The following is a 22,070-nucleotide window of genomic DNA, read 5'->3' on the forward strand; positions in this document are numbered from 1 at the left end:
GGTTCAGCGCCCCGCCGGTGCGCGCAGCTCGACCGAGACCTGCTCGCGGGCCGCGCCGGTGCCGACGCTGGCGGTCGAGAGGGTCTTTTCGTTCTTCATGGCCCGCATGTACGGGTGCCAGACGCTGGCCTTGATGGCGCCGGCCGGGACGTCCTGGATCGTCACCACGCCGTTGGCGTCGGTCTTGCCGGCGTACTGGGTGTCGACCACGCGGATGAAGCCGACCATCTGGTCGTGGATGTTGCAGCCGATGGCGGCGACGCCGACCGTGCTCATCTTGGCGGTGCGGTTCTCTTCGTGGCCGTACAGCTTGATCTCGAACTTGTTGCCCGCCGAGAACGAGTAGACGTGGTGGCGGACCTTATCGAGGTTGGGGAACGCCACGTCCGCGCCGACCGGGACCACCAGCATGAACGGCGTGAACTGGATGTTCTGCTGCGCCACGCGGTAGGGCCAGGGGAACTTGATCGGACCCTTGGTCGGCTGGCCGTTCGGATAGACCATGACCACGGCGTCGGGCACGGGCTTGCCGTCGACGCCGCGCACCGTGACGGTGAAATCACCCGCCATGGCTGGCGCCGCCCAAAGCATGGCCATCAGAAGTAGAGCGAGACGTTTCATGGCGCCTTTTCTAGCTGTGGCGGGGTGAAATGCGCGTTAACGGGTGCGACACGGGGTGCGACACTGTTTCGGGTATCCGGCATTTACTTGGAAACCCTCTGTAAAAGCTTCGCGGTCACGGTCCCGCTCGTCGGCGCTCGAGTGGGGCTTGTCGCCGGCTCTCTTTAGGAGGGGGCTATGAAGCGACTTTCGAGCGCGGCGATCGCCGCGACCCTGTTGGCCGTATGCGCATCGGGCGCACAGGCCGGCGAGATCGAGACCGGCGGCAAGCTGTTGCTGACCCACGGTGTCAGCACCGTCGAGGGCAGCGCGGGCGGGGGTCTTTCGACCTGGGCCGTGATCGCCGGCGGCGAGACCGATCACGGCGTCGGCGGCGAGGTCCACGGGACCTATGTCGACGTCAAGGACTACAGCCTGCGCACCTACGGCGCCGCCGTCGGCTGGCATGACCGCGTCGAGCTGTCGGCCGCCCGCCAGGAGTTCGACACCGGCGCGACGGGCGCGAAGCTCGGCCTGGGCAAGGGTTTCACCTTCAAGCAGACGGTGCTGGGCGCCAAGGTCCGGGTGCTGGGCGACGCCGTCTACACTCAAGACACCTGGATTCCGCAGGTCAGCGTCGGGGCGCAGTACAAGGACAATAGCCAGGACGCCATCGTCCGCGCCGTCGGCGCCAAGAAGGACAGCGGCGTCGACTTCTACGTCGCGGCGACCAAGCTCTTGCTGAACCAGTCGCTGGTGCTGAACGGCACGGTGCGCCTGACCAAGGCCAACCAGTCGGGCCTGCTGGGCTTCGGCGGCGACAAGGGCGACAGCTACAAGCCGCAGTTCGAGGGCTCGGCCGGCTATCTGCTCAGCAAGCGCCTGGTGGTGGGGGCCGAGTACCGCACCAAGCCCAGCAACCTGGGCTTCGCCAAGGAAGACGACTGGAAGGACCTGTTCGTCGCCTATGCCGTGAACAAGCATCTGTCGGTGACCGGGGCCTATGTGGACCTGGGCGACATCGCCACCTTCAAGAACCAGCGCGGGTTCTACCTGTCGCTGCAAGCCAGCTTCTAAGAGGACCGCGCCGATGAAAAAGATCTTCGTGCTCGCCACCGTCGCGGCCCTGACCCTTTCCGGCTCGGCCTTCGCCCAGGACGCCACGCCGCCCGGCGAGAAGCCGGTCGACGCCTACAAGCAGTCGAACGCCAATGCCGGCGCGACGCCGATGACCGACGCCAAGGTGTTCGAGGCCTTCCACGGCAAGGACGGCATCGACCGCATCGTCGAGACCCTGGTCGAGCGCAACTTCGCCGATCCCCGGATCAAGGACTTCTTCGCCGCCGCCGACAAGGTGCGCCTGAAGCGGACCCTGAAGGAGCAGTTCTGCTACATCCTGGGCGGTGGCTGCGACTACACCGGCCGCGACATGAAGGACTCGCACAAGGACCAGGGCACGACCAATCGCGACATGAACGCCCTGATCGAGAACCTGCAGTTCGCGATGGACAAGGAAGGCGTGCCGTTCGGCGCCCAGAACAAGCTGCTGGCCAAGCTGGCCCCGCAGCAGAAGGACATCGTCGAGCGCTAAGAGCGCGTAGGCGAAAGTGCGAAGCGGTTTCGCCGCTCGACGTGCTCGTAATCGCTAAGGCGCTTGAAATGACTGGCGGTCACGCGGATATGAGGCCCTCCTGACTGGAGGCCTTCCCGTGACCGCAACCCTCGATGACGCCCGCGTGGCGCTGGACCGTATCGTCGACCCGGCGAGCGGGCAGGGGCTGGTCGCCGCCGGCCTGGTGCAGGGCCTTGTCGTCCGCAACGGCCGCGCCGGCTTCATGCTGGAAGTCCCGGCCAGCCAAGCCGCGTCCTACGCCCCGATCCGCGACGCCGCCGAGAAGGCTCTGGCCGCTCTGCCCGGCGTCGAGCAGGCCCAGGTCGTGCTGACCGCCCAGGCCGCCGAGGGCGCGACCCGGGTGCGCAAGGGCGCCAAGGTCACCGAGGACCCGCAGGCCCGCGTCGTCCCGCCGCCTGAAGCCGAAAAGCCCGCACACGTCCGCCACGTCATCGCCGTGGCCTCGGGCAAGGGCGGGGTGGGCAAGTCCACCGTCTCGACCAATCTGGCTGTCGCCTTCGCCAAGATGGGCCTGCGGGTGGGCCTGCTGGACGCCGACATCTACGGCCCCTCGGCGCCCAAGATGATGGGCGTCGACGGCGATCCGCTGTTCGAGAATGACAAGCTGCAGCCGCTGGAAGCCCATGGCGTCAAGCTGATGTCGATCGGCTTCATCGTCGACGAGGGCAAGGCGATGATCTGGCGCGGGCCGATGGCCTCGTCGGCCGTGCGCCAGATGATCCACGACGTGGCCTGGGGCTCGGAGGCCGCGCCGCTGGACGTGCTGGTCGTCGACCTGCCGCCCGGCACCGGCGACGTCCAGCTGACCCTGGTGCAGAAGCTGCGCATCGATGGCGTCGTGCTGGTGACCACGCCCCAGGAGATCGCCCTGATCGACGCCCGTCGCGCCGCGGCGATGTTCGAGAAGACCGCCACCCCGATCCTGGGCCTGGTCGAGAATATGGCCTTCTTCGCCGATCCCTCGACCGGCGCCCCGATCCCGATCTTCGGCGAAGGCGGCGGCGTGGCCGAGGCAGAGCGCCTGAAGACCCCGCTGCTGGGCCGCGTGCCGATCGAGATCGCCGTCCGCGTCGGCGGCGACCAAGGCGTGCCGGCGGTGATCTCCGAGCCCAAGGGCCAGGCGGCGGAAGTGTTCGTCGCGGCGGCCCAGACGCTCTGGAAGTCGGTCATCCACTAAGCAAAAAGCCCGCCCGGATCGCTCCGGGCGGGCTTCTCGTTTCAGTCTTGCGTCAGCCTTAGAAGCTGAAGCGCGAGCCCAGCGACATCACGACGGCCGAGCCCGTCACGTCGCCGCGCAGGCGGACGGTCGAGCTGGTCGCCGTCAGGTCGTCGCGGGTGATCTTGGTGTCGTCGAAGCTGATGTAGCTGATGGCAGCGTCCAGCTTGATGTTGTCGGTCGCGGCCCAGGTGGCGCCGGCGGCGTACATCATGCGGTCGCCGTCCGGCACGCGAGCGGTGCGGCCGACGTCCGGCGTCGGGGTCGGGTCGAACTGGACGCCGGCCCGCAGGGTCAGGCGCGGCGAGGCCTGGTAGTCGACGCCGGCGGCGTAGGTGGTCACGTCCTTGTAGTTCTGGACGTTGGTCGTCGCCGAGCCCGGGAAGCTGACGCGGATAGCGTCGAACTCGCCCCAGCCCACGCGGCTGACCGACGCGTTCAGGGTCCACTGGTCGTTCACGGCCCAGCGGGCGCCCAGGTTGGCGATCCAGGGCAGGGTGATCTTGGCCTGGCCATCGACGGTGAAGTTGTTGGCGGCCGGGATCGGGGCCAGCAGGCCGGCGACCTTCACGGTGCCGTCCAGCTTCTGGTCGATCTTGGAGCGATAGCTGGCGCCGATCGTGAACGCCGACGACGGGTGGATCTGCGCGCCGACCGTGTAGCCATAGGCCCAGCCGTCGCCCTTCAGCGACTGCGAACCGTCGGGCTGCAGCGGCGAGATGTTGGGCAGGGCGTTGGTCAGCTCGGCGTCGGCGTAGAGCGCGGTGACGCCCACGCCCAGGTCGATCAGGTCGTTGACCTTGTAGGCCACGACGCCGTCGACATTGATCGTGCGCAGATGCGACTTCAGCGCATCGTAGCGGGTCCAGCTGTCGGCGTTGTACTCGGTGGTGAAGTTGTACGGCGCGGCGATGTTGACGCCCAGCGACAGCTTGTCGTTGATCTTGAAGGCGACGCCGCCGTTCGGCACGACGCCGTCATTGATCGGGTCGTAGGCGATGCCCGCGCCGCCGATCGGGGTGGTCACGCCGGCCGGCGGCACCGGGCGGGTGATCGTCGAGCCGTTGTTGGTGACCTTCGAATTCACCTGGATCATGTTCAGGCCGAAGACGGCTTCGCTCTTTTCGATGCCGGCGATCGCGGCGGGGTTCCACCACAGGCTGCCGACGCCCTTGTCGGCGACTTCGCCCGAATAGGCGCGACCGGTGCCGCGCACCGACTGTTCCTGCAGGTAGAAGGCCGAAGCGGAGGCCTGGGTAGCGGCGGCGAGCGCCAGCAGAGCGACGCCGGCGGCGAGGCTGTTACGCGAGAGAGACATTTTACAGCGACCTTCTTGGGGAGGAAGAGGCCCGCCGAACGTCAGGTGACGCTCGAGGAGCGCCGCCTTTAACGTACTCATTCAAATAGCGTTGCTATAAATTGTCCTGAACAGCAATTTTGTCGGTTTTGTTAAAGAAGCGGGGCCGCAAAGGCCCCGCATCAATCGTTGTTCTGTCAAAATGGGCCGAATTCTGGCGCTTTACCTAAGGTTAGCCGCCAGCCATCTTGCGGAAGAACTTCTGGCCCTGCTCGCCGCCGTTGAAGTAGGCCTTCTGACCGTCCTCGGCGGTGATCTTGTCCCAGCTGTCGCGGACTTCCTCGGCCGACAGGCCGCCTTCGCCCAGATAGACGCCCTCGGTCTCGAAGATGCGCGACAGGGCGAAGGCGCCCGCGCCGGCGGTCAGGATCGCGCCGGTCGGGGCCTCTTCCGAAGCCAGGTAGACGACGCCCGGCGTGACATATTCCGGAGCCAGCTTGGCCAGCACTTCCGGCGGCATCAGGCCTTCGGTCATGCGGGTGGCGGCGACCGGGCTGATGGCGTTGATCTTCACGTCGTTCTTGGCGCCCTCGAGCTTGAGGGTGTTCATCAGGCCCAGCACCGCCATCTTGGCCGCGCCGTAGTTGCTCTGGCCGAAGTTGCCGTACATGCCCGACGACGAGGTCGTGACGACGATGCGGCCGTAGTTCTGGGCCTTCATGATGTCCCAGACCGCCTTGATCGGCTTGAAGGTGCCGAACACGTGCACCTGCATGACCAGCTCGAAGTCGGCCAGCTCCATCTTGGTCAGGGTCTTGTCGCGCAGGATGCCGGCATTGGCGATCAGGATGTCGATGCGACCCCACTTCTCCATGGTCGTCTTGACCATGTCCGCGACGCCGGCGTCATCCGTCACCGAAGCGCCGTGGGCGATGGCTTCACCGCCGAAGGCCTCGATCTCGGCCACGACCTTCTGGGCCGCTTCGGACGAGCCGCCCGAGCCGTCGACGCTGCCGCCCAGGTCGTTGACCACGACCTTGGCGCCGCGCCGCGCCAGCTCCAGGGCATGCTGCCGGCCCAGACCGCCACCGGCCCCCGTCACGATCGCCACCTTGCCGTCGAAGCGGATGTCCGTCATGCCCGTCGTCTCCTCAAACGCGTGTTTGGTTTGCGCCGTTTGTGCGGCGCGGGAGAGGGGAGGTCAAGGGGAGCTCCGCACGCACGGTTCTTCGCCTTCACGCGGCTCGGCCGCTGAAGCGAGGGAAGGGAAGCGGAGCGCCCGGGCGACGCCCGGAGGTTGGAGAGTGATTACCGTTTCGACGAAGCCAGAGCGCTCCGCGCAGCCGTTATCCGGTGAGCCCTCGACGCGCGGGGTCTTAACCCGCTTCCGAAAGAGGCCCCCGACGGGCGGGCCGAGGCGACGAACCCCGGTCCCGGAATACACGGGCGATTTCAGCCCACGCCTGCTGCGTCCGCCAAGCCGTCGCCGCCAGGGCTTCGTCCCGATGTTTCAGGGAACCTGCGCCTGGATCCGCCGCGAAGGCGAGCCTCCGAAGAGGCCCGGCGAGCGCTTCCCGCTCGACCACCCCTGACAGCCGTCACGATCGCCGGCCGGACGTCCCTTCCAAGCCGTCAGGTGGGGTTAGTATGGGGCGGTGGGGAAGGCGGGGGATTGGGCAGGGTGTAAAATCGACAAGTGTTTGATTCCGCTGCATTCGATTTCACGAACGCCGAGCGTACAGCACCCTAAATCCCCTCTCTCTTAGAGAGAGGGAGGGGCCCGCCGCGCAGCGGTGGGAGGGTGAGTGGTTTCACCGACTGCCGGGAAATCCCGATTCCTTCGGTTGAGACCGCTCGAGGCCTGTGGCCACCCTTCGGCCATGGACAAGACCGCTTACGCCCGTCGTTTGCGCCAGGACCAGACTCTGGCGGAGAAGGCCCTCTGGAAGCTCGTCCGCAACCGCCGCCTCGGCGGCTTCAAGTTCATGCGGCAGATCGCGATCGACCGCTATTTCGCGGACTTCGTCTGTGAGGCCGGCAAGCTGATCGTGGAGTTGGACGGCGCGGCTCATGAGGGGCGCGAGGACTATGATGAGGATCGCACCGAAACGCTTGAGCGGTTCGGATATGTCGTTCTGAGGTTCCGCAACGAGCGGGTGATGACCGACCCCGGCGGGGTATCCGACGATATCCTGGCCGCGCTCCGATCGGCGAGGCCGTAACCACTCACCCTCCCACCGCCTTCGGCGGCGGGCCCCTCCCTCTCTCTAAGAGAGAGGGTATCCAAGATTAGCGGTATCAAACCTATGCTTTTCAATGATGTTCATGACCGCACCCTCGAAAGTTGGGTGACTTGGGGAGAGCATTTTCTTTGGCAGGAGAACGTCGAAGAGGCCCTGTGGAGTTTTCAGCAGGCGCTAGCACTTGCAAGGCGCTTGCTAAAGGCTGACCCGAACAACTTCCTTCGCGTCCGAGACGTAGCTGAGTGCTGGGATAGAGTCGCCTTTGCCCATCAGGCTTTGGGTGAGCCCGAACTAGCTTTAGAAGCTTACGCAGAGGCATTTGCTCGGCGTTTGCGCCTCTCAAAGATCGAAGAACGATACGGACAGATCGCGCGGGAAATGGCGCTCGGACTACTGAGGCTCGCGGGACTTTTTGCCTTAGAGGACGATACTGTATCCGCCCTGAAGATAAGCGAACACAGCATTTCGATCCTTCGAATGCGTGACTGGCTGAAGTTGGACGATGAGCAACGTATGGGGGATTTGGTCAGGGCCTTGCACGTTGCCGCCAAGGTGCGAGCACAGGCAGGTCTGTTCTTGTGGGCCCAGACGTATCGCCTCGAGGCTAGCTCCATCGAGGCTCGAATTAGATCGAGTGGGCGTCTACTCAAGTAAAGACGCCGCGCAGGTGTCCGCGCGGCGTCCAGTTGAGGTTTGGCGTAGATCGAACCCTACGCCTTCTTCTTCGTCATCCCGCCAGCCACCGGCTGCGCCGGCTTATCCCGCTTCACCCCCGCCTTCTGCCCAGGCTTCATGAACTTCACCAGCACCCGCTGACCCACCAGCAGCGGCGCGCCGTCGGCGCTGACCACCACCTCGACGACGCGTTCGTCGCTGCGTTGGCTGGGGTCGTCGGAGGCCAGCTTGCGGGCGCCGAAGACGGCGGCGCGGCGCAGGACCTTGCCGGTGTAGGTCTGGTCGGGATTGCCTTCCGGCTGGATCTCGACCTCCTGGCCGATCTTCACGTTGGGGATGTCGGCCTCGACGATCTCGGCGCGGGCGATGCGCTGGGTGTTGGGCTCGAGGTCGAACATGGCCGTGACGTTCAGGGTCGAGGCGCCGGCGCCCGGATTGGCCTGGCGGCGGGCGATGCGGCCGTCGGCCGGGGCGCGGATGATCGTCAGTTCTTGGTTGTACTGGGCCTGGGCGACCTGGGCCGAGGCGACGCCGATGGCGGCCTGCTGGGCGCCGATATTGGCCTGGGCCGAGGCGATCTGGTCGCGGGCCGCGTCCAGGCGCTGGCCGGCGACGAAGTTCGAGGCCGACAGGTTCTGCAGGCGGTTATACTCGCGCTGGGCCGTGCGCAGCTGCACCTGGAACAGCGTCAGCTGGGCGCGGGCCGAGGCCAGGGCGGCGGCGGCGGTCTGCGAGGCCAGGCGGACGTCGTCGTCCTCCTGCTTGGCCAGCGGCTGGCCCATCTTCACGATGTCGCCTTCCTGGACATAGACCTCGCGGACGATGCCCTGGCGGCGCGCGGCCACCTGGATCACGCCGCCTTCGACGTCGGCCTTGCCCTGGGCGATGGCGGCGTAGGGGGAGGGCTCCTCCTGGGCGGCGGCGGCTTCGAGCTTCTTCTTTTTCTCGGCCGCCTGGCCCTTCATGTAGAAGAAGCCGCCGCCGAGCACGAGCGCCACGACGAGGACGATGTAGAAGGCGGGACGGCGCAGGAACGCGGGCATGGTCTTACTTCCCCCGGGAAATCAGTGGCTGAGCGGCGCGGGATTGGCGTCGGGCGTGCGGCGCACGTCGTCCAGGATCCGGCCGTCTTCGATGTGGATGACGCGGTCGGCATAGGCCTCGAGCCGCGGGTCGTGGGTCACGCAGATCACCGCCGCGCCCCGGATGGAGGCGGCCTCGCGCAGGAGGCGGATGACGATCTGGCCGTTCTCGCCGTCCAAGGCCGAGGTCGGCTCGTCGGCGAACAGCAGGTTGGGGTTCTTGGCGAGCGCCCGGGCGATGGCGACGCGCTGCTTCTCGCCGCCCGACAGTTCCGACGGGCGCTGGTTGACGCGGTTCCCCAGGCCCACCGACTCCAGCGCGGCCTGGGCGCGGCGCGCGGCCTCGCCCTTGCCGACGCCCTGGTACTTCAGCGCGGTCATCACCTGCTGCTTGGCCGACAGGGCCGGGAACAGGTTGAAGCCCTGGAAGATGAAGCCGCAGTGGTCGAGGCGGAACTTGTCGATCTTGCCGCGCGACAGCGACCACAGGTCGTCGGCCTCCAGCGCCGCCACGTGGCCCTCGTCGGGCTTGAGCAGGCCGGACAGGGCGGCGACCAGGGTCGACTTGCCCGAGCCGGAGGGGCCCATGACCATGGTCACGTCGCCGTGCTTGGCGTCGAAGTCCACGCCCTTGAGCACCTCGATGAAGGTGCGGCCGGTCTTGAACCGCTTGACGATGCCCTTGGCCTCGAGGGCGGTCTCGCCGCGCTTGTGGGCGTTGTTGGTCCCGCTCATCGCAGAAGATCCGCAGGTTGGCTGTTCTTGAGGATGCCCAGCGACAGGAAGCCCGACACCATGGCGATGATCACCAGGAAGACGGCGACGATGATGATCAGGGTCGGCGGGAAGTACATCGGCACGCCGCCGGCCACCGCGATCAGCGACACCAGCCAGGTCAGCAGGCCCGCGGCGAACACGCCGACGATCCCGACCCAGAAGCTCAGCTCCATGACGATGTTGCGCAGGTCGCCCATCGACACGCCCAGGGCGCGCAAGCTAGCGAACTCCTTGATGTTGGCCATGATCGCGCCGCGCAGGGTCTGCCAGGTGATGATCACGCCGATCAGCAGGCCCAGGAAGGCCGAGAAGCCCAGGATGATGCCGATGATCTGGTCGTCCAGCATGGCCCCGGAATTGGCGTCGGCCAGCTCTTGGCGGGTCCAGGCGCGGAACTTGCCGTCGGCCTTCTTGTTCAGCTGGGCCACGACGATCTCGGCGCGCGAGGGATCCTGGATCTCGACCATCAGCGGGCCGACGCGCTGGCCGGTGTCGGCCTCGCCCAGCATGCGCAGGGTGTCGCGCGACATGACCAGGGTGGGCTGGATGATGTTGGGATAGCCCTTGGTGACGACGGCGACATAGACGGTCTTGCCGTTGTACAGGGCCTTGTCGCCCTTCTTGACGCCCAGGCGTTTCAGCGCCGTCTCGTCGACCGCGATGGCGTAGGGGCGGCGCAGGGCCTCGATCATCGACTGGGTGTAGTCGGTGGGCACGGTCACGTAGCCCGGAATGGCGTCGATCACCGTGACGTTGACGAACTCGCTCTTGCGGGCCGAGCCGCCGGGTTTGCCCCCACCACCTTGGCCCTTGCCGGCGCGTTTGGCGCGGGCTTCTTCCTTGGCCTGCTCCTCAGGGGAGAGGATGTTCTGGAAGCGGCCGCCCGAGCCGTCCAGCGGGGCCACCTGGGTGACCTCGGGATGGCTGTAGACCAGCGGGATCATGCGGCGGGGCAGGCCCGAGGGGCCGCCGAACAGGGCCTTGGCGCCGGGGCCCAGCACCATGATGTCGGCGCGGGCGCGGTCGATCTGTGCGGTAAAGCCCTTGCCGATGCCGACGAAGATGCCGACCTGGGCCAAGATGAGCAGGCCCGAAAAGGCCAGGGCGACGACGGCCGCCATGTAACGTCGCCACTCGTAGAGAAGAGTGGCCAAGGCCAACGACATTCCGACTCTTGCTCCCCCAAACCGTTGGTTGCAGCAATGACCGTCGATCGCTGACCGGCCAAGTTAAATCGGGGTAAGGCGCATTTCCGGTGTGAAATATTCGCGCAGCGAGCGGAACGGGCTGGCTGGGCGCCGTCGTCGGGGCTAACGACATCTCCAGTGCAGAAAAACGATGCGCCCCTCACCGTCCTGGCTTTTGGCCTTCGCGCGGCTTCCGGCCTGGCGCTGGCGTTCGCCGCGACGGCGTCGGCGCGGGCCGACGAAGGCATGTGGACCTTCGACAAGATCCCGGTCGAGCGCATCAAGACCGCCACGGGCGTGACCCTGGACCAGAGCTGGCTGGACGCCGCCCAGGCCTCGGCGGTGCGGCTGACCAACGGCTGCTCGGCGGGCCTAGTCAGCGGCCAGGGGCTGGCGATCACCAACAGCCACTGCGTCGCCGACTGCGCCCAAGTGCTGTCTTCCAGCGAGGGCGAGGACTACGCCAAGGACGGTTTCCTGACCGATGGCCGCGACGAGGAGCGCAAGTGCGCCGGCGTCCAGGCCGAGGTGCTGCTGACCATCCTCGACGTCACCGACCAGGTGCGGGCCGCCGTGGCCGGCAAGACCGGCCGCGACTTCGTGCGGACCCGCGAGGCGACGATGGCGGTGGCCGAGCTGGCCGCCTGCGGCATGGACCAGACCCTGCGCTGCCAGGCGATCGGCTTCTTCCGGGGCGGGCAGTACAAGGTCTACAAGTACCGCCGCTACAACGACGTGCGGCTGGTCTTCGCGCCCGAGATCGCCGCGTCGGCGTTCGGCGGCGATCCCGACAATTTCAACTTCCCGCGCTATGCGTTCGATGTCGCCTTCGTGCGGCTCTATGTCGACGGCAAGCCGGCCGCGACGCGGGACCACCTGACTTGGCGTGATGCGCCGCCGGTCGAGGGCGAGCCGACCTTCGTCGTCGGCAATCCGGGCTCGACCGAGCGACAGCTGACCGTGGCCCAGCTGGAGACCCAGCGCGATCTCGTCCTGCCGCTCACCCAGCTGCAGCGGGCCGAGGTGCGCGGGCGGCTGATCCAGTTCGGCCGGCAGGGGACCGACGAGGCCCGTATCGTCAGCCAGGCCCTGGCCTGGGTGCAGAACAGCTACAAGCTGGGCGTGGGCAAGCAATTGGCGTTGAACGACAAGGCCTTCATGGACGCCAAGCGCACCGACGAGGACTCCGTGCGCGCCAAGGTCGCCGCCGATCCCGCGCTGGCGGCCGAGACCGGCGCGGCCTGGGACGAGATCGCGCGGGCCCAGGACGCCGCCGCCGAGCTGTTCGTGCCCTGGCGGATGCTGGAGTACAACGCCGGCGTCGGTTCGGAACTGTACTATTACGCCCGCCTCCTGGTGCGCGGGGCCCTGGAGCGCGAGAAGCCCGACGCCGAGCGCTTGCCCGAATATGTCGACGCGCGCCTGGCCCTGATCGAGCGCAAGCTGGCCGACGCGCCGATGGGCGATCCGGCGCTGGAGCGGATCTATCTGGAGCACTGGCTGCTCAAGACCCGCGAGGCCCTGGGCGTCGACTCCGCACAGGTGAAGGCGCTGCTGGGCCGCGAGAGCCCCGAGCAGATCGCCGAGGCCCTGGCCAAGACGGAGCTCTCCGACCCCGAGACGCGCATGACCCTCTGGAAGGGCGGCCTGGCGGCGGTGCAGGCTTCGGAAGACCCGCTGGTCCGCTTCATCCTGCGCACCGATCCGATCGCCCGCGAGGCTCGCGCGGCCTACGAGACCCGGGTCTCGGGACCGGTCGACATCGCCGCCGAGAAAGTCGCCAAGGCCCGCTTCGCCGTGCTGGGCGACAGCGTCTATCCGGATGCGACGTTCTCGCTGCGGCTGTCCTACGGCCATGTCGCCGGCTGGGAGGCGCGGGGCAGGGCGATCCCGGCCGCGACGACCTTCGCGGGCTTCTACGACCGGGTGACCGGCGCCGAGCCCTTCGCCGCCGCGCCGCGCTGGCTGGAGGCCAAGGACAGGCTGAAGCTGGACACCGTCTTCAATTTCACCAGCACCAACGACATCGTCGGCGGCAATTCCGGCTCGCCAGTGCTGGACGCCAAGGGGCGGCTGATCGGGGTGGCGTTCGACGGCAACCTGCCCTCGCTGGGCGGGGCCTACGGTTACGACGGGACCCGCAACCGGACCGTCTCGCTGTCGGGCCCGGCGATCCTCCAGGCGCTGGACAAGGTCTATGAGCGCGGCGATCTGGTCAGCGAACTGACGGGGCGCTGAAGGCGCTTCGTTTCACGTCCGCAACACGCGGCAAGCTGGAATACTTCTAGCTCCTCTTCGGGGGCGTCGGCCTTTCGACGCCTTCAACAAGGGAGAGCGAAATGAGCGTCACCAGCGCCACTTCCTCTACAAACTGGGCGCAGCTGCGCCAGCTTCAGCAGGCGGAGGCCTTCAAGACCGCCGACGCCGACGGCGATGGGCAGCTGTCGCAGGCCGAATTCCAGTCCATCGGGCAAAATGTGCAGGGCTCGGGCGGTGAGCACCGTGGCCCGCCGCCGATGCGCGGCGGCGGCGGACCGGGCGGACATTTCGGCGGCGATACCTTGTCGTCGCTGCTGTCGACCCAGTCGGTCGACGACGTCGCCAGCTCGGTGATGTCGGCCGGCGACGCCGACGGCGACGGCCTGCTGACCGCCAGCGAGATTTCCACCGCCCTGGCCGCCAACGCGCCTGACGAGGCGAAGGGGCAGGGGCTGGAGGACAAGATGGCCGCCGACATCGTCTCGGCCCTCGACAGCGACGGCGACGGCAGCCTGTCGACCGAGGAGATCTCGAGCGCGATCTCCAATGCGGCCGCCAATCAGTCGACCCAGGCCACGCGCGGTCCGCCGCCGGGCCCGCCGCCGAGTGGTGGGGCGGAGAGCGCGAGTGGTTCGTCGAGCGCCAGCGGCGTGTTCGAGAGCCTGGACACTAACGAGGACGGCATCGTCTCCGCCGAGGAGCTGGCCGCCGCCGGTAGCAGCGACAGCACGGATGCGACGAGCGCCGCTTCGGATCTGATCAAGGCCGCCGACCAGGATGGCGACGGCGCGCTGAGCGGGACAGAGTTCCAGGCCATGCTCGATCAGGGCAAGGAGACCGGTGCGGAGACGTCGCTGACCAGCCTGCTCTCGGGCTCCACGGCGGCGGCGGATCTGATGCAGAAGCTGCTGGCGCAACTGGATACGGCGCTGACATCTTCGTCCTCCAGCGTCAGCAGTGGGACGAGTGTCACGGCTTAGGCCTACCTAGCGTGTCATCCCGGCCGCAGCGCAGCGGAGAGCCGGGACCCAGGGGCGACCGCATTGCGCCGACCCCTGGGTCCCGGATCGCCCCTCCGGGGCGTCCGGGATGACAAGATAGGGTGGTAAGTGTCCTCTGACTTAGGCAGTCGACGCCTTCCTTAACTATTTCCTAAGCAAGGCGCTTGCGTGCGACCGCTGACTTGGTGTCATTCTTCGCCCTTGGCCGGCGTCGCGGGGGCGCGCGCCACTTTAGTAAGGTCTTCGTCTTGATGTTCCGTCCTGAGAACGTTCAGGCCCTGGCGGGTCTGGCGCTCACCCTGGGCCTCTGCTGGCTCGTTTCCGAGAATCGCAAGCGATTCCCGTGGGTTCTGGCGATCGCCGCCCTCGTCGTGCAAGTGCTGCTGGTGGTGGTGCTGTTCGGCCTGCCCCAGGCGCGCCAACTGCTGCAGGGGGTCAACGGCGCGGTCGAGGGCCTGGCCAGCTCGACTCAGGCCGGCACCGCCTTCGTGTTCGGCTTCCTGGCCGGCGGCGACCAGCCCTACACGATCAGCAACCCGAACGCGGGCTTCATCTTCGCCTTCCGCGTCATGCCGGTGATCCTGGTGGTCTGCGCCCTGTCGGCGCTGCTGTGGCACTGGAAGATCCTCAAGTGGGCCGCCCAGGGCTTCGGCTTCATCTTCCAGAAGACGCTGGGCCTGCGCGGCCCGCCGGCCCTGGCCACCGCCGCCACCATCTTCATGGGCCAGATCGAAGGCCCGATCTTCATCCGCGCCTATCTCGACAAGCTGAGCCGCTCGGAGCTGTTCATGCTGATCACGGTCGGCATGGCCTGCGTCTCGGGTTCGACCATGGTCGCCTATGCCACCATCCTGGCCGGCGTGCTGCCCAACGCCGCCGCCCACGTGCTGACCGCCTCGATCATCTCGGCCCCGGCCGGCGTGCTGCTGGCCCGGATCATCGTGCCGTCCGACCCGATGGAGAAGGGCGGCGACCTGGATCTGGCCGCCGAGGACAAGACCTATGGCAGCGCGATCGACGCCGTCATGAAGGGCACCACCGACGGCCTGCAGATCGCGCTGAACGTCGGCGCGACCCTGATCGTCTTCGTGGCCCTGGCCACCATGGTCGACAAGATCCTGGGCGCCATGCCGATGGTCGGCGGCCAGCCGCTGACCATCGCGCGCGGCCTGGGCGTGGTCTTCTCGCCCCTGGCCTGGTCGATGGGCGTGCCCTGGAAGGAAGCGGGCACCGCCGGCGGCCTGCTGGGTGTGAAGCTGATCCTCACCGAGTTCACCGCCTTCATCCAGCTGGCCAAGGTCGGCGGCGTGGCGCTGGACGAACGCACCCGCATGATCATGACCTACGCCCTGTGCGGCTTCGCCAACATCGGCTCGGTCGGCATGAACGTCGCCGGCTTCTCGGTCCTGGTCCCCCAGCGCCGCGCCGAGGTGCTGAGCCTGGTCTGGAAAGCCATGATGGCCGGCTTCCTGGCCACCTGCCTGACCGGCTCGCTGATCGGCCTGATGCCCCGCGGGCTGTTCGGGCTGTAATCAACTATTGGTTGCTTCACTCTCTCCCTTCCCCTTTGATGGGGAAGGGTTGGGGATGGGGTGACAGCGTGTCCGAAGAAACTCCAAGACCTCGGCACGCACCCGGCGCTGTCAAGCGCGCCCGCCGTCTCCGCAGCGAGATGACCCTCAGCGAAAAGGCCCTCTGGAAGGCCCTTCGCGCCCTGGACCTCCACATCCGCCGCCAGGCGCCGATCGGTCGCTACATCGCCGACTTCGTCCATCATGGCTCCCGCCTCGTGATCGAGGTCGATAGCGGTTGGCACGACCACCCCGAAGCTCAGTTGAGGGACGCCGAGCGAGACACCTGGCTCGCCGAGCAGGGCTACCGCGTCATGCGCATCCGCGACGGTGAGGCCGCGGGCAACCCGTACCTCGTGGCCGAGCGCGTCGCGGCGGCGATCCAGCAGTCACCCCCATCCCAACCCTTCCCCCATCAAGGGGGAAGGGCTTTTGTTCCGTGACGGAAAGCGCTCATCCTGCCGGCAATGGGAGGAAACCACATGAAACTCTATGACTGCCTCCGCGCGCCCAATCCCCGGCGCGTCCGCTGGTTCATGGCGGAGAAGGGGATCGATGACGTCGAGATCGTCACGCTGTCGATCATGGGCGGCGAGCACAAGTCGCCGGAGTACCGGGCCAAGGCCGGGCTGGCGCACATGCCGGCGCTGGAGCTGGACGACGGGACGGTGATCACCGAGTCGGTCGCCATCTGTCGCTATCTGGAAAGCGTCTATCCCGAGCCGAACCTGTTCGGGCGCGATCCCAAGGAGACGGCGATCATCGAGATGTGGTTGCGGCGCGCCGAGATGATGGTCGCCACGCCGATCATGCAGGGCGTGCGGCACAGCCATCCGGGCATGGCGGCACTGGAGCCGCAGATCCCCGAGGTGGCGGCCTATAATCTCGACGGCGCCAAGCGCAGCTTGAAGATGCTGGACCGCCGCCTGGCCGAGAGCGCCTTCATCGCCACCGATCGCGTGACCATCGCCGACGTGGTGGCCGTGGCCAGCATCGACTTCGGCCGCATGATCAAGTGGCGGCCGGATCCGGAGCTGGCTCACGTGAACCGCTGGTTCGACGCGATGTTGGCTAGGCCGGCGGCGAAGGCAGGGATGGCGGCTTAGTCAGCGGAGCCGTCCTCGCCCTTCGACAGGCTCAGGGTGAGGGCTACTTTTGACGCCGGTTCAGTAGAAAACCTCATCCTGAACTTGTCGAAGGACGAGGTTTTCGGTCCCTCAACGGCTGCGGATCTTCTTCACCACGCCCGAGAAGTTCAGCATCGGCCCTGTCCCGGTCGAGATCAGCCCGCGGATGAACAGCAGCGAACCGCCGGCCTTGATCACCTCGCCGGTCGAGGTGACGAGGTCGCCGGGCTTGGCGGGGCCGATGAACTCGCCGTTCAGGCTGACGGTCACGGCGCGGCTGTCGGCCAGGGCCTTCCAGCCGATAGCGAACAGCGAATAGTCGGCGAAGGTCATCATGCAGCCGCCGTGCATGAAGCCGCCGCCGTTCATGTGGTGGGCCTCGGCGCGGAAGGCGGCGGTGATGGCGCCGTCGTCCTCTTCCTTGAAGTAGAAGGGGCCTGCGCGGTCCTCGAATGGGTCCATGCCGGTCCAGGTGCGCCAGCCGGCCCATTCGCCGTCTTCCACCAGGCGCGGGCCGCTCCAGATGTCGTTGCCGCCGTCCATGGCTCCACCCCTCCGCTTGTTCTTATCGTTGTTCAGTTAGAAGGGCGTATGGCCGCGCGCAAGCGGTCGGTCTCGCCTCCGCTGACAATCCGTGGCAGGAGAGCGCCCATGACCTCCCCGATCCAAGACACGATCCTGTCCCTGCTGGCGCCTCTGGCCGAGGGCAAGTCGATCGACCCGATGAACGTCGCCAAGGCGGTCCAGCCCGAGCGCTGGCAGCAGATCCTGGGCCACGTGCGCACTAACGCCATCGAACTGGCCCGCGAGGGCAAGGTGGTGATCCTGCGCCACAACAAGCCGGTGAACCCCGAGAAATTCCGCGGCGTCTACCGCATCCGCACGCGCCTGGAAGGTGACCCGACCTCGTTCGAAGAGGCGCCGGAAGCCGACATCGACGGCGACGAAGACTAGTCACGCTTGGCATCGCGCGAAGGACGCCTAAATCCCCGCCGATGCCTCTCGACACGATCCTTTCCGACATCGCCGCCTGCCGGGCGTGCGCGCCGTACCTGCCGCACGTGCCCCGGCCGGTGACGCGGGTGCGCGAGGAGACGAGGATCCTGATCGCTGGCCAGGCGCCGGGGCGGCTGGTTCATGAGACCGGCCTGCCGTTCAACGATCCGTCCGGCAATCGCCTGCGCCAGTGGATGGGGATCGACCGCGAGACCTTCTACGGCCGGCCCGAGATCGGCGTGGCGGCCATGGCCTTCTGCTTTCCGGGCACGAACCCGAAGGGCGGCGACTATCCGCCGCCGCCGCGCTGTGCTGCGCTGTGGCGGCCGCAGCTGCTGGCGGAGCTTCCGAACGTCGAGCTGACCCTGCTGGTTGGCAGCTACGCCCAGGACTGGGCGCTGCCGGGGCGAACCAGCAAGACCATGACCGAGACCATCGCCCGCTGGCGTGAGTTTGGCCCGAACGTCCTGCCCATGCCGCATCCGTCGTGGCGCAACACCGGCTGGCTGAAGCGCAATCCGTGGTTCGAGGACGAGGTCGTGCCCTTCCTTCGCCAACGTGTCGCGGACATTCTCAGGCCATGAACCGCCGCGCCCTGATCCTGACCGCCTCGGCCGCCGTCCTTGCCGGCTGCGCGCCGCTCCGGCAGGGGCCCGAGCTGGCGGCCCTGGGCTTTCGCGGCCCCCGGATCACCGACGACGGTTTCATCAGCTTTGACGGGGCGACGCTCGGCCTGATGCGCAGGCTGCCCACGACGGAGCCTGATTGGGTGATCGTCGGCCTGCACGGCATGAACGACTATTCGAACGCCTATCACCTGGCGGCCGACTGGTGGGCGGGCAGGGGCATCGCGACCTACGCCCTGGACGTCCGGGGCTTTGGCCGCTCGCCCGAGCGCGGGGTCTGGGCGCCGGCCAACCTGGTGCTGGACGACGTCCGGGCGCTGATCACGGCCGTCCGCGAGCGCCACCCGAACGCCAAGGTCGCCCTGGCCGGGATCAGCATGGGCGGTGGTCTGGCCATCAGCGCCATGGCTTCGGACAACCCGCCGCCGGTCGACAAGCTGATGCTGTTCGCGCCGGCCGTCTGGGGCTGGTCGAACCAGCCTTTGCCCAACCGCCTCAGCCTGTGGCTCACCGCCCACGCCACGGGCAGCTGGGTGGTCAAGCCGCCGGACTGGCTGGTGAAGGACATCATGGCGTCCGACAATATCGACGAGCTGCGCCGCATGGGCCGCGATCCGCTGCTGATCTGGGGGGCGCGGTCCGACACCATCTACGGCCTGGTCGGGCTGATGGAGCGGGCATGGAAGTCGACGGATGACATCAAGGTCCCGACCGCCTGGTTCTACGGCGCCAACGACAAGGTCATCCCGCGCGAGCCGACGGTCGAGGCGGTGGGGCGGCTGAAGCCCGGCGCGAAGACGGCCTACTACGCCAAGGGCTACCACCTGCTGCTGGTCGACAAGCAGGCGGTCAATGTCTGGGGCGACGCCGAGGCTTTCCTGCGCGATGCGCCCGGACCCTGGCCGCCGTCGGGCGCGCCGCCCATTCCGTCCAGCGTCGCGGCCATGACAGCGTTGGACCCGCCGAAACCGAAGAAACACAAGTCGTCGCAGCGTCAGCGTTCGGGCTTGTGACGCGGAGCGAGGGGGCGTACACCGCCGCCACGTTCATTCTAGCTGACGCGAGACCGACGGCATGACCTTGTTCGATTCCCCCGATTTCGAGGGACACGAAGGCGTCCACGCTTTCTTCGATGAAAAAACTGGTCTGAAGTCGATTATCGCGATCCACTCGACCGCGCGCGGCCCGGCGGCCGGCGGTTGCCGCATGTGGGACTACTCCAGCAGCGACGCGGCCGTGACCGACGCCCTGCGCCTGTCGCGCGGCATGTCCTACAAGAACGCCATGGCCGAGCTCGACCTGGGCGGCGGCAAGGCCGTGATCATCGGCGACAGCCGCAGCCAGAAGACGCCGGAACTGTTCGAGGCCTTCGGCCGCGCCGTCGACAGCCTGGGCGGCCAGTACTGGACCGCCGAGGACGTCGGCGTCTCGCCGTCGGACCTGGAAAACACCCGCAAGACCACCCGCTTCGTCGCTGGCCTGGAAGGCCACGCGGCCGCCTCGGGCGATCCGTCGCCGGTGACCGCCGAGGGCGTGTTCCGCGGCGTGCGCCTGTGCGTCGAGCGCGCCCTGAAGCGCGACCTGAAGGGCGTGCATGTCGCCATCCAGGGCGTGGGCCATGTCGGCGCCTATCTGGCCGAGAAGCTGCACGCCGCCGGCGCGGTGCTGACCATCGCCGACGTGAACCAGCAGGCCCTGAACGAGGTCGCCGCCAAGACCGGCGCGACGATCGTCCCGGCCGACGCCATCTTCGACGTCGAGGCCGACGTTTTCGCCCCTTGCGCGCTCGGTGGCGCGATCTCGGCGACGACCCTGCCGCGCCTGAAGGTCAAGGTGATCGCCGGCGGCGCCAACAACCAGCTGGCCGACGCCATGATCGGCCAGACCGTGTTCGACCGCGGCATCCTCTACGCCCCCGACTACGTCATCAACGGCGGCGGCATCATCAACGTGGCGGCCGAGATCCGGGGCCTGGAAGCCGGCGCCGCGTTCGACGGTGAGTGGGTGGCCGGCAAGCTGGACCGCCTGGCCCAGACCCTGGCCGAGGTCATCGACCAGTCCATCAGCGAAAAGCGTCCGGCCAATCTGGTCGCCGACGAGATCGCCCGCGCCCGCATCGCCGCCGCGCGGGGCTAAACCACGACTTCAGGCGTTCTCCAGGGGCAAGTCCCCTGGAGGCGTCCATGTCGCATCTCGACGAACTGAAGGAACAGCTGGGCGAGGCGGTCGCCGCCCAGGACTTCGATACGGCCGTGCGGCTGCGGGCCGAGATCGACTCCATCCGCCATAGCGCCAAGATCCGGGGTATCGAGGACGCGCCTCAGGCCTCGTACTACCAGCGGCGGGAAGACGACGAGCTCAAGTCGTCCGGCCACTGATCGCCGATCCGGCGTCCTTGTCCAGCGCCAGATAGACCGGCAGGGCCAGCAAGGTCACCACGCCGATCGCCACGAACGGCATCGTGAACCGGTCCGGCGTCAGCGCGCCATCCGCGCCGCGCGCCCAGTGCAGCATCATGCCGCCGAAACTGACGCCCAGCGCCAGCCCGACCTGCTGGGAGACCGCCGCCAAGGTCGAGGCCGCCGCCGTCGAGGTTTCCGGCACGTCGGCATAGGCGATGGTGTTGGCGGCGATGAACTGGTTCGAGCGGCAGAACCCGCCCAGGGTCAGGGCGGCCATCATCAGCCACATGGGTGTCGTGGGGCCGAAGAAGCCGGGCGCGGCGGTGAACAGCGCCGTCAGGCTGACGAACACCATCAGCGAGGTGCGGAAGCCGAACCGCTTCAGGCCCGCCGCCGCGAACGGCCGGGCGACCAGCACGCCGACGCCGGTGGCCAAGGTGACGAAGCTGGCCTTCAGCGGGCTCCAGCCCAGCGCCACCTGCAGCAGCAGCGGCATCAGGAACGGGCTGGCGCCGATGCCTAAGCGAACCAGCGTCCCGCCCAGCAGGCTGGCGCGATAGGTGGGAAACCGCAGCAGGGTCAGGTCCAGGATCGGCCGCCCGGTGCGCTTGGCGACCCGCAGGTAGATGACGCCGCAGGCCAGGGACAGCGCCAGCAGGCCGCCTTGCGTCCAGGGCGAGAGCAGGTTGATCCCCGCCGTCTCGGCCACGACCACCAGGCCGCTGATCGCCAGGGCCGACAGGATGAAGCCGGGAGTGTCGAAGCGGCCCAGGTCCTTGCGCGGTTCACTCTTGGGCACGAAACGCATGACGGCGGTCATGCCCAGGATGCCGACGGGCAGGTTGATGTAGAAGATCCACGGCCAGTCGGCGACGCTGAGCACCAGCCCCGCGATCGGCGGGCCGATCAGCGGACCGATCAGGGCGGGCATGGTGAACCAGCCCATGGCGGTCAGCAGCTTGTCCTTGGGCGTGGCGCTGACCACGATCAGCCGCGCCACCGGCGTCATCATCGCCCCGCCGATCCCCTGGAGGATCCGCGAGGCGACCAGGACCTCCAGGCTGCGGGACAGGCCGCAAAGCGCCGAGCCCAGCAGGAAGACCACCATGGCGCTGAGGAATACCCGCCGCGCGCCGAACCGTTCGGCCGCCCAGCCGCTGGCCGGCGTGAACACCGCCAGGGCCAGGATGTAGGAGGTCAGGGCCAGCTTCAGGTGGATCGGGTCGACGGCGAAGGCCCGCGACAGCGTCGGCAGGGCGGTCGATAGCGCCGTGGAGTCGATGAACTCCATCAGCAACGCGCTGGCCACCGCGATCGAGATCAGGCGGGTGGCGAGCGGGGAGGGAGGCTGATCGGACACAGGGGGCGCTTTACGCCC

General features: G+C 67.6%; 23 protein-coding genes and 1 pseudogene. 16 read left to right on the top strand and 8 right to left on the bottom strand.

Annotated features, from left to right (window positions below; translation table 11 throughout):
- Positions 1-3 precede the first annotated feature (3 nt).
- Positions 4-621 carry a cupredoxin domain-containing protein gene (locus AC07NF_RS19755; protein WP_494630193.1) on the bottom strand — a complete coding sequence of 206 codons (618 nt, stop codon included), beginning with the start codon at positions 619-621 and terminating at the stop codon, positions 4-6.
- Between the two features lie 177 nt (positions 622-798).
- Here AC07NF_RS19755 and AC07NF_RS19760 point away from each other — a divergent pair, with 177 nt between their 5' ends.
- The 3 genes from AC07NF_RS19760 (at position 799) to AC07NF_RS19770 (ending at position 3,410) form a co-directional block, all read left to right on the top strand.
- Positions 799-1,677, top strand: a complete 879-nt coding sequence (locus tag AC07NF_RS19760) for a DUF3034 family protein (protein WP_494630198.1) — start codon at positions 799-801, stop codon at positions 1,675-1,677.
- A gap of 13 nt (positions 1,678-1,690) precedes the next feature.
- Positions 1,691-2,191 carry a group I truncated hemoglobin gene (locus AC07NF_RS19765; RefSeq protein ID WP_494630204.1) on the top strand — a complete coding sequence of 167 codons (501 nt, stop codon included), beginning with the start codon at positions 1,691-1,693 and terminating at the stop codon, positions 2,189-2,191.
- Between the two features lie 118 nt (positions 2,192-2,309).
- Positions 2,310-3,410, top strand: a complete 1,101-nt coding sequence (locus AC07NF_RS19770; protein WP_494630208.1) for an Mrp/NBP35 family ATP-binding protein — start codon at positions 2,310-2,312, stop codon at positions 3,408-3,410.
- A gap of 58 nt (positions 3,411-3,468) precedes the next feature.
- Here the strand turns inward: AC07NF_RS19770 and AC07NF_RS19775 are convergent, their stop codons facing one another.
- Positions 3,469-4,767: an outer membrane protein transport protein gene (locus AC07NF_RS19775; protein ID WP_494630210.1), complete on the bottom strand. Its 1,299-nt coding sequence runs from the start codon at positions 4,765-4,767 to the stop codon at positions 3,469-3,471.
- Positions 4,768-4,978: 211 nt separating this feature from the next.
- Entirely contained in the window at positions 4,979-5,884 is a 906-nt protein-coding gene (locus tag AC07NF_RS19780) for an SDR family NAD(P)-dependent oxidoreductase (RefSeq protein ID WP_494630212.1), read from the bottom strand.
- A 742-nt stretch (positions 5,885-6,626) separates the two neighbouring features.
- On the opposite strand from AC07NF_RS19780, the gene AC07NF_RS19785 reads away from it, so the two are divergent.
- Both AC07NF_RS19785 and AC07NF_RS19790 read left to right on the top strand, forming a co-directional pair.
- Positions 6,627-6,968, top strand: coding sequence for an endonuclease domain-containing protein (locus tag AC07NF_RS19785; protein ID WP_494630218.1), 342 nt, complete (start codon positions 6,627-6,629; stop codon positions 6,966-6,968).
- A gap of 84 nt (positions 6,969-7,052) precedes the next feature.
- Entirely contained in the window at positions 7,053-7,643 is a 591-nt protein-coding gene (locus tag AC07NF_RS19790) for a hypothetical protein (protein ID WP_494630223.1), read from the top strand.
- Positions 7,644-7,699: 56 nt separating this feature from the next.
- Here the strand turns inward: AC07NF_RS19790 and AC07NF_RS19795 are convergent, their stop codons facing one another.
- The 3 genes from AC07NF_RS19795 to AC07NF_RS19805 are packed head-to-tail and all read right to left on the bottom strand — an operon-like array spanning position 7,700 to position 10,689.
- The gene (locus AC07NF_RS19795) at positions 7,700-8,707 is read right to left on the bottom strand and encodes an HlyD family secretion protein (RefSeq protein WP_494630228.1); all 1,008 of its coding nucleotides are present in this window, start codon (positions 8,705-8,707) and stop codon (positions 7,700-7,702) included.
- Between the two features lie 21 nt (positions 8,708-8,728).
- The gene (locus tag AC07NF_RS19800; protein WP_494630233.1) at positions 8,729-9,481 is read right to left on the bottom strand and encodes an ABC transporter ATP-binding protein; all 753 of its coding nucleotides are present in this window, start codon (positions 9,479-9,481) and stop codon (positions 8,729-8,731) included.
- On the bottom strand, positions 9,478-10,689 hold the full coding sequence (locus tag AC07NF_RS19805) for an ABC transporter permease (RefSeq protein ID WP_494630237.1): 1,212 nt from the start codon (positions 10,687-10,689) through the stop codon (positions 9,478-9,480). Before AC07NF_RS19805 ends, AC07NF_RS19800 begins: the two co-directional genes overlap by 4 nt.
- Positions 10,690-10,848: 159 nt before the next feature.
- On the opposite strand from AC07NF_RS19805, the gene AC07NF_RS19810 reads away from it, so the two are divergent.
- The 6 genes and pseudogenes from AC07NF_RS19810 (at position 10,849) to AC07NF_RS19835 (ending at position 16,647) form a co-directional block, all read left to right on the top strand.
- Positions 10,849-12,948: a S46 family peptidase gene (locus tag AC07NF_RS19810; protein ID WP_494630242.1), complete on the top strand. Its 2,100-nt coding sequence runs from the start codon at positions 10,849-10,851 to the stop codon at positions 12,946-12,948.
- Between the two features lie 101 nt (positions 12,949-13,049).
- Positions 13,050-13,949, top strand: coding sequence for an EF-hand domain-containing protein (locus tag AC07NF_RS19815; protein WP_494630244.1), 900 nt, complete (start codon positions 13,050-13,052; stop codon positions 13,947-13,949).
- A 9-nt stretch (positions 13,950-13,958) separates the two neighbouring features.
- Positions 13,959-14,078: pseudogene (locus tag AC07NF_RS19820) on the top strand (hypothetical protein); the annotation flags it as partial.
- Positions 14,079-14,221: 143 nt separating this feature from the next.
- Positions 14,222-15,502 carry a NupC/NupG family nucleoside CNT transporter gene (locus AC07NF_RS19825; RefSeq protein ID WP_494630246.1) on the top strand — a complete coding sequence of 427 codons (1,281 nt, stop codon included), beginning with the start codon at positions 14,222-14,224 and terminating at the stop codon, positions 15,500-15,502.
- 38 nt (positions 15,503-15,540) lie between these two features.
- The gene (locus tag AC07NF_RS19830; protein ID WP_494630681.1) at positions 15,541-15,984 is read left to right on the top strand and encodes an endonuclease domain-containing protein; all 444 of its coding nucleotides are present in this window, start codon (positions 15,541-15,543) and stop codon (positions 15,982-15,984) included.
- 39 nt (positions 15,985-16,023) lie between these two features.
- Positions 16,024-16,647: a glutathione S-transferase family protein gene (locus tag AC07NF_RS19835; protein WP_494630248.1), complete on the top strand. Its 624-nt coding sequence runs from the start codon at positions 16,024-16,026 to the stop codon at positions 16,645-16,647.
- A 111-nt stretch (positions 16,648-16,758) separates the two neighbouring features.
- Here AC07NF_RS19835 and AC07NF_RS19840 read toward each other — a convergent pair whose 3' ends face one another.
- A complete protein-coding gene (locus AC07NF_RS19840) occupies positions 16,759-17,211 on the bottom strand; it encodes a PaaI family thioesterase (RefSeq protein WP_494630250.1) in 453 nt (150 codons plus the stop codon).
- A 108-nt stretch (positions 17,212-17,319) separates the two neighbouring features.
- Here AC07NF_RS19840 and AC07NF_RS19845 point away from each other — a divergent pair, with 108 nt between their 5' ends.
- The 5 genes from AC07NF_RS19845 to AC07NF_RS19865 all read left to right on the top strand — a co-directional run bounded on the left by AC07NF_RS19845 (position 17,320) and on the right by AC07NF_RS19865 (position 20,668).
- Entirely contained in the window at positions 17,320-17,622 is a 303-nt protein-coding gene (locus AC07NF_RS19845) for a DUF3253 domain-containing protein (protein ID WP_494630251.1), read from the top strand.
- A 41-nt stretch (positions 17,623-17,663) separates the two neighbouring features.
- Positions 17,664-18,248 carry a uracil-DNA glycosylase family protein gene (locus tag AC07NF_RS19850; RefSeq protein WP_494630252.1) on the top strand — a complete coding sequence of 195 codons (585 nt, stop codon included), beginning with the start codon at positions 17,664-17,666 and terminating at the stop codon, positions 18,246-18,248.
- Positions 18,245-19,303, top strand: a complete 1,059-nt coding sequence (locus AC07NF_RS19855; RefSeq protein ID WP_494630253.1) for an alpha/beta hydrolase — start codon at positions 18,245-18,247, stop codon at positions 19,301-19,303. Before AC07NF_RS19850 ends, AC07NF_RS19855 begins: the two co-directional genes overlap by 4 nt.
- Positions 19,304-19,364: 61 nt before the next feature.
- A complete protein-coding gene (locus AC07NF_RS19860) occupies positions 19,365-20,426 on the top strand; it encodes a Leu/Phe/Val dehydrogenase (protein ID WP_494630254.1) in 1,062 nt (353 codons plus the stop codon).
- Positions 20,427-20,473: 47 nt separating this feature from the next.
- Positions 20,474-20,668, top strand: coding sequence for a UvrB/UvrC motif-containing protein (locus AC07NF_RS19865; protein ID WP_494630255.1), 195 nt, complete (start codon positions 20,474-20,476; stop codon positions 20,666-20,668).
- Here the strand turns inward: AC07NF_RS19865 and AC07NF_RS19870 are convergent.
- Positions 20,649-22,052 (bottom strand): MFS transporter, encoded by a 1,404-nt coding sequence (locus AC07NF_RS19870; protein WP_494630256.1) that lies wholly within the window; start codon positions 22,050-22,052, stop codon positions 20,649-20,651. The two genes, AC07NF_RS19865 and AC07NF_RS19870, sit on opposite strands and share 20 nt — an antisense overlap.
- Positions 22,053-22,070 lie beyond the last annotated feature (18 nt).

It is taken from the genome of Caulobacter sp. GW821-FHT10A06 (genome assembly GCF_059415805.1).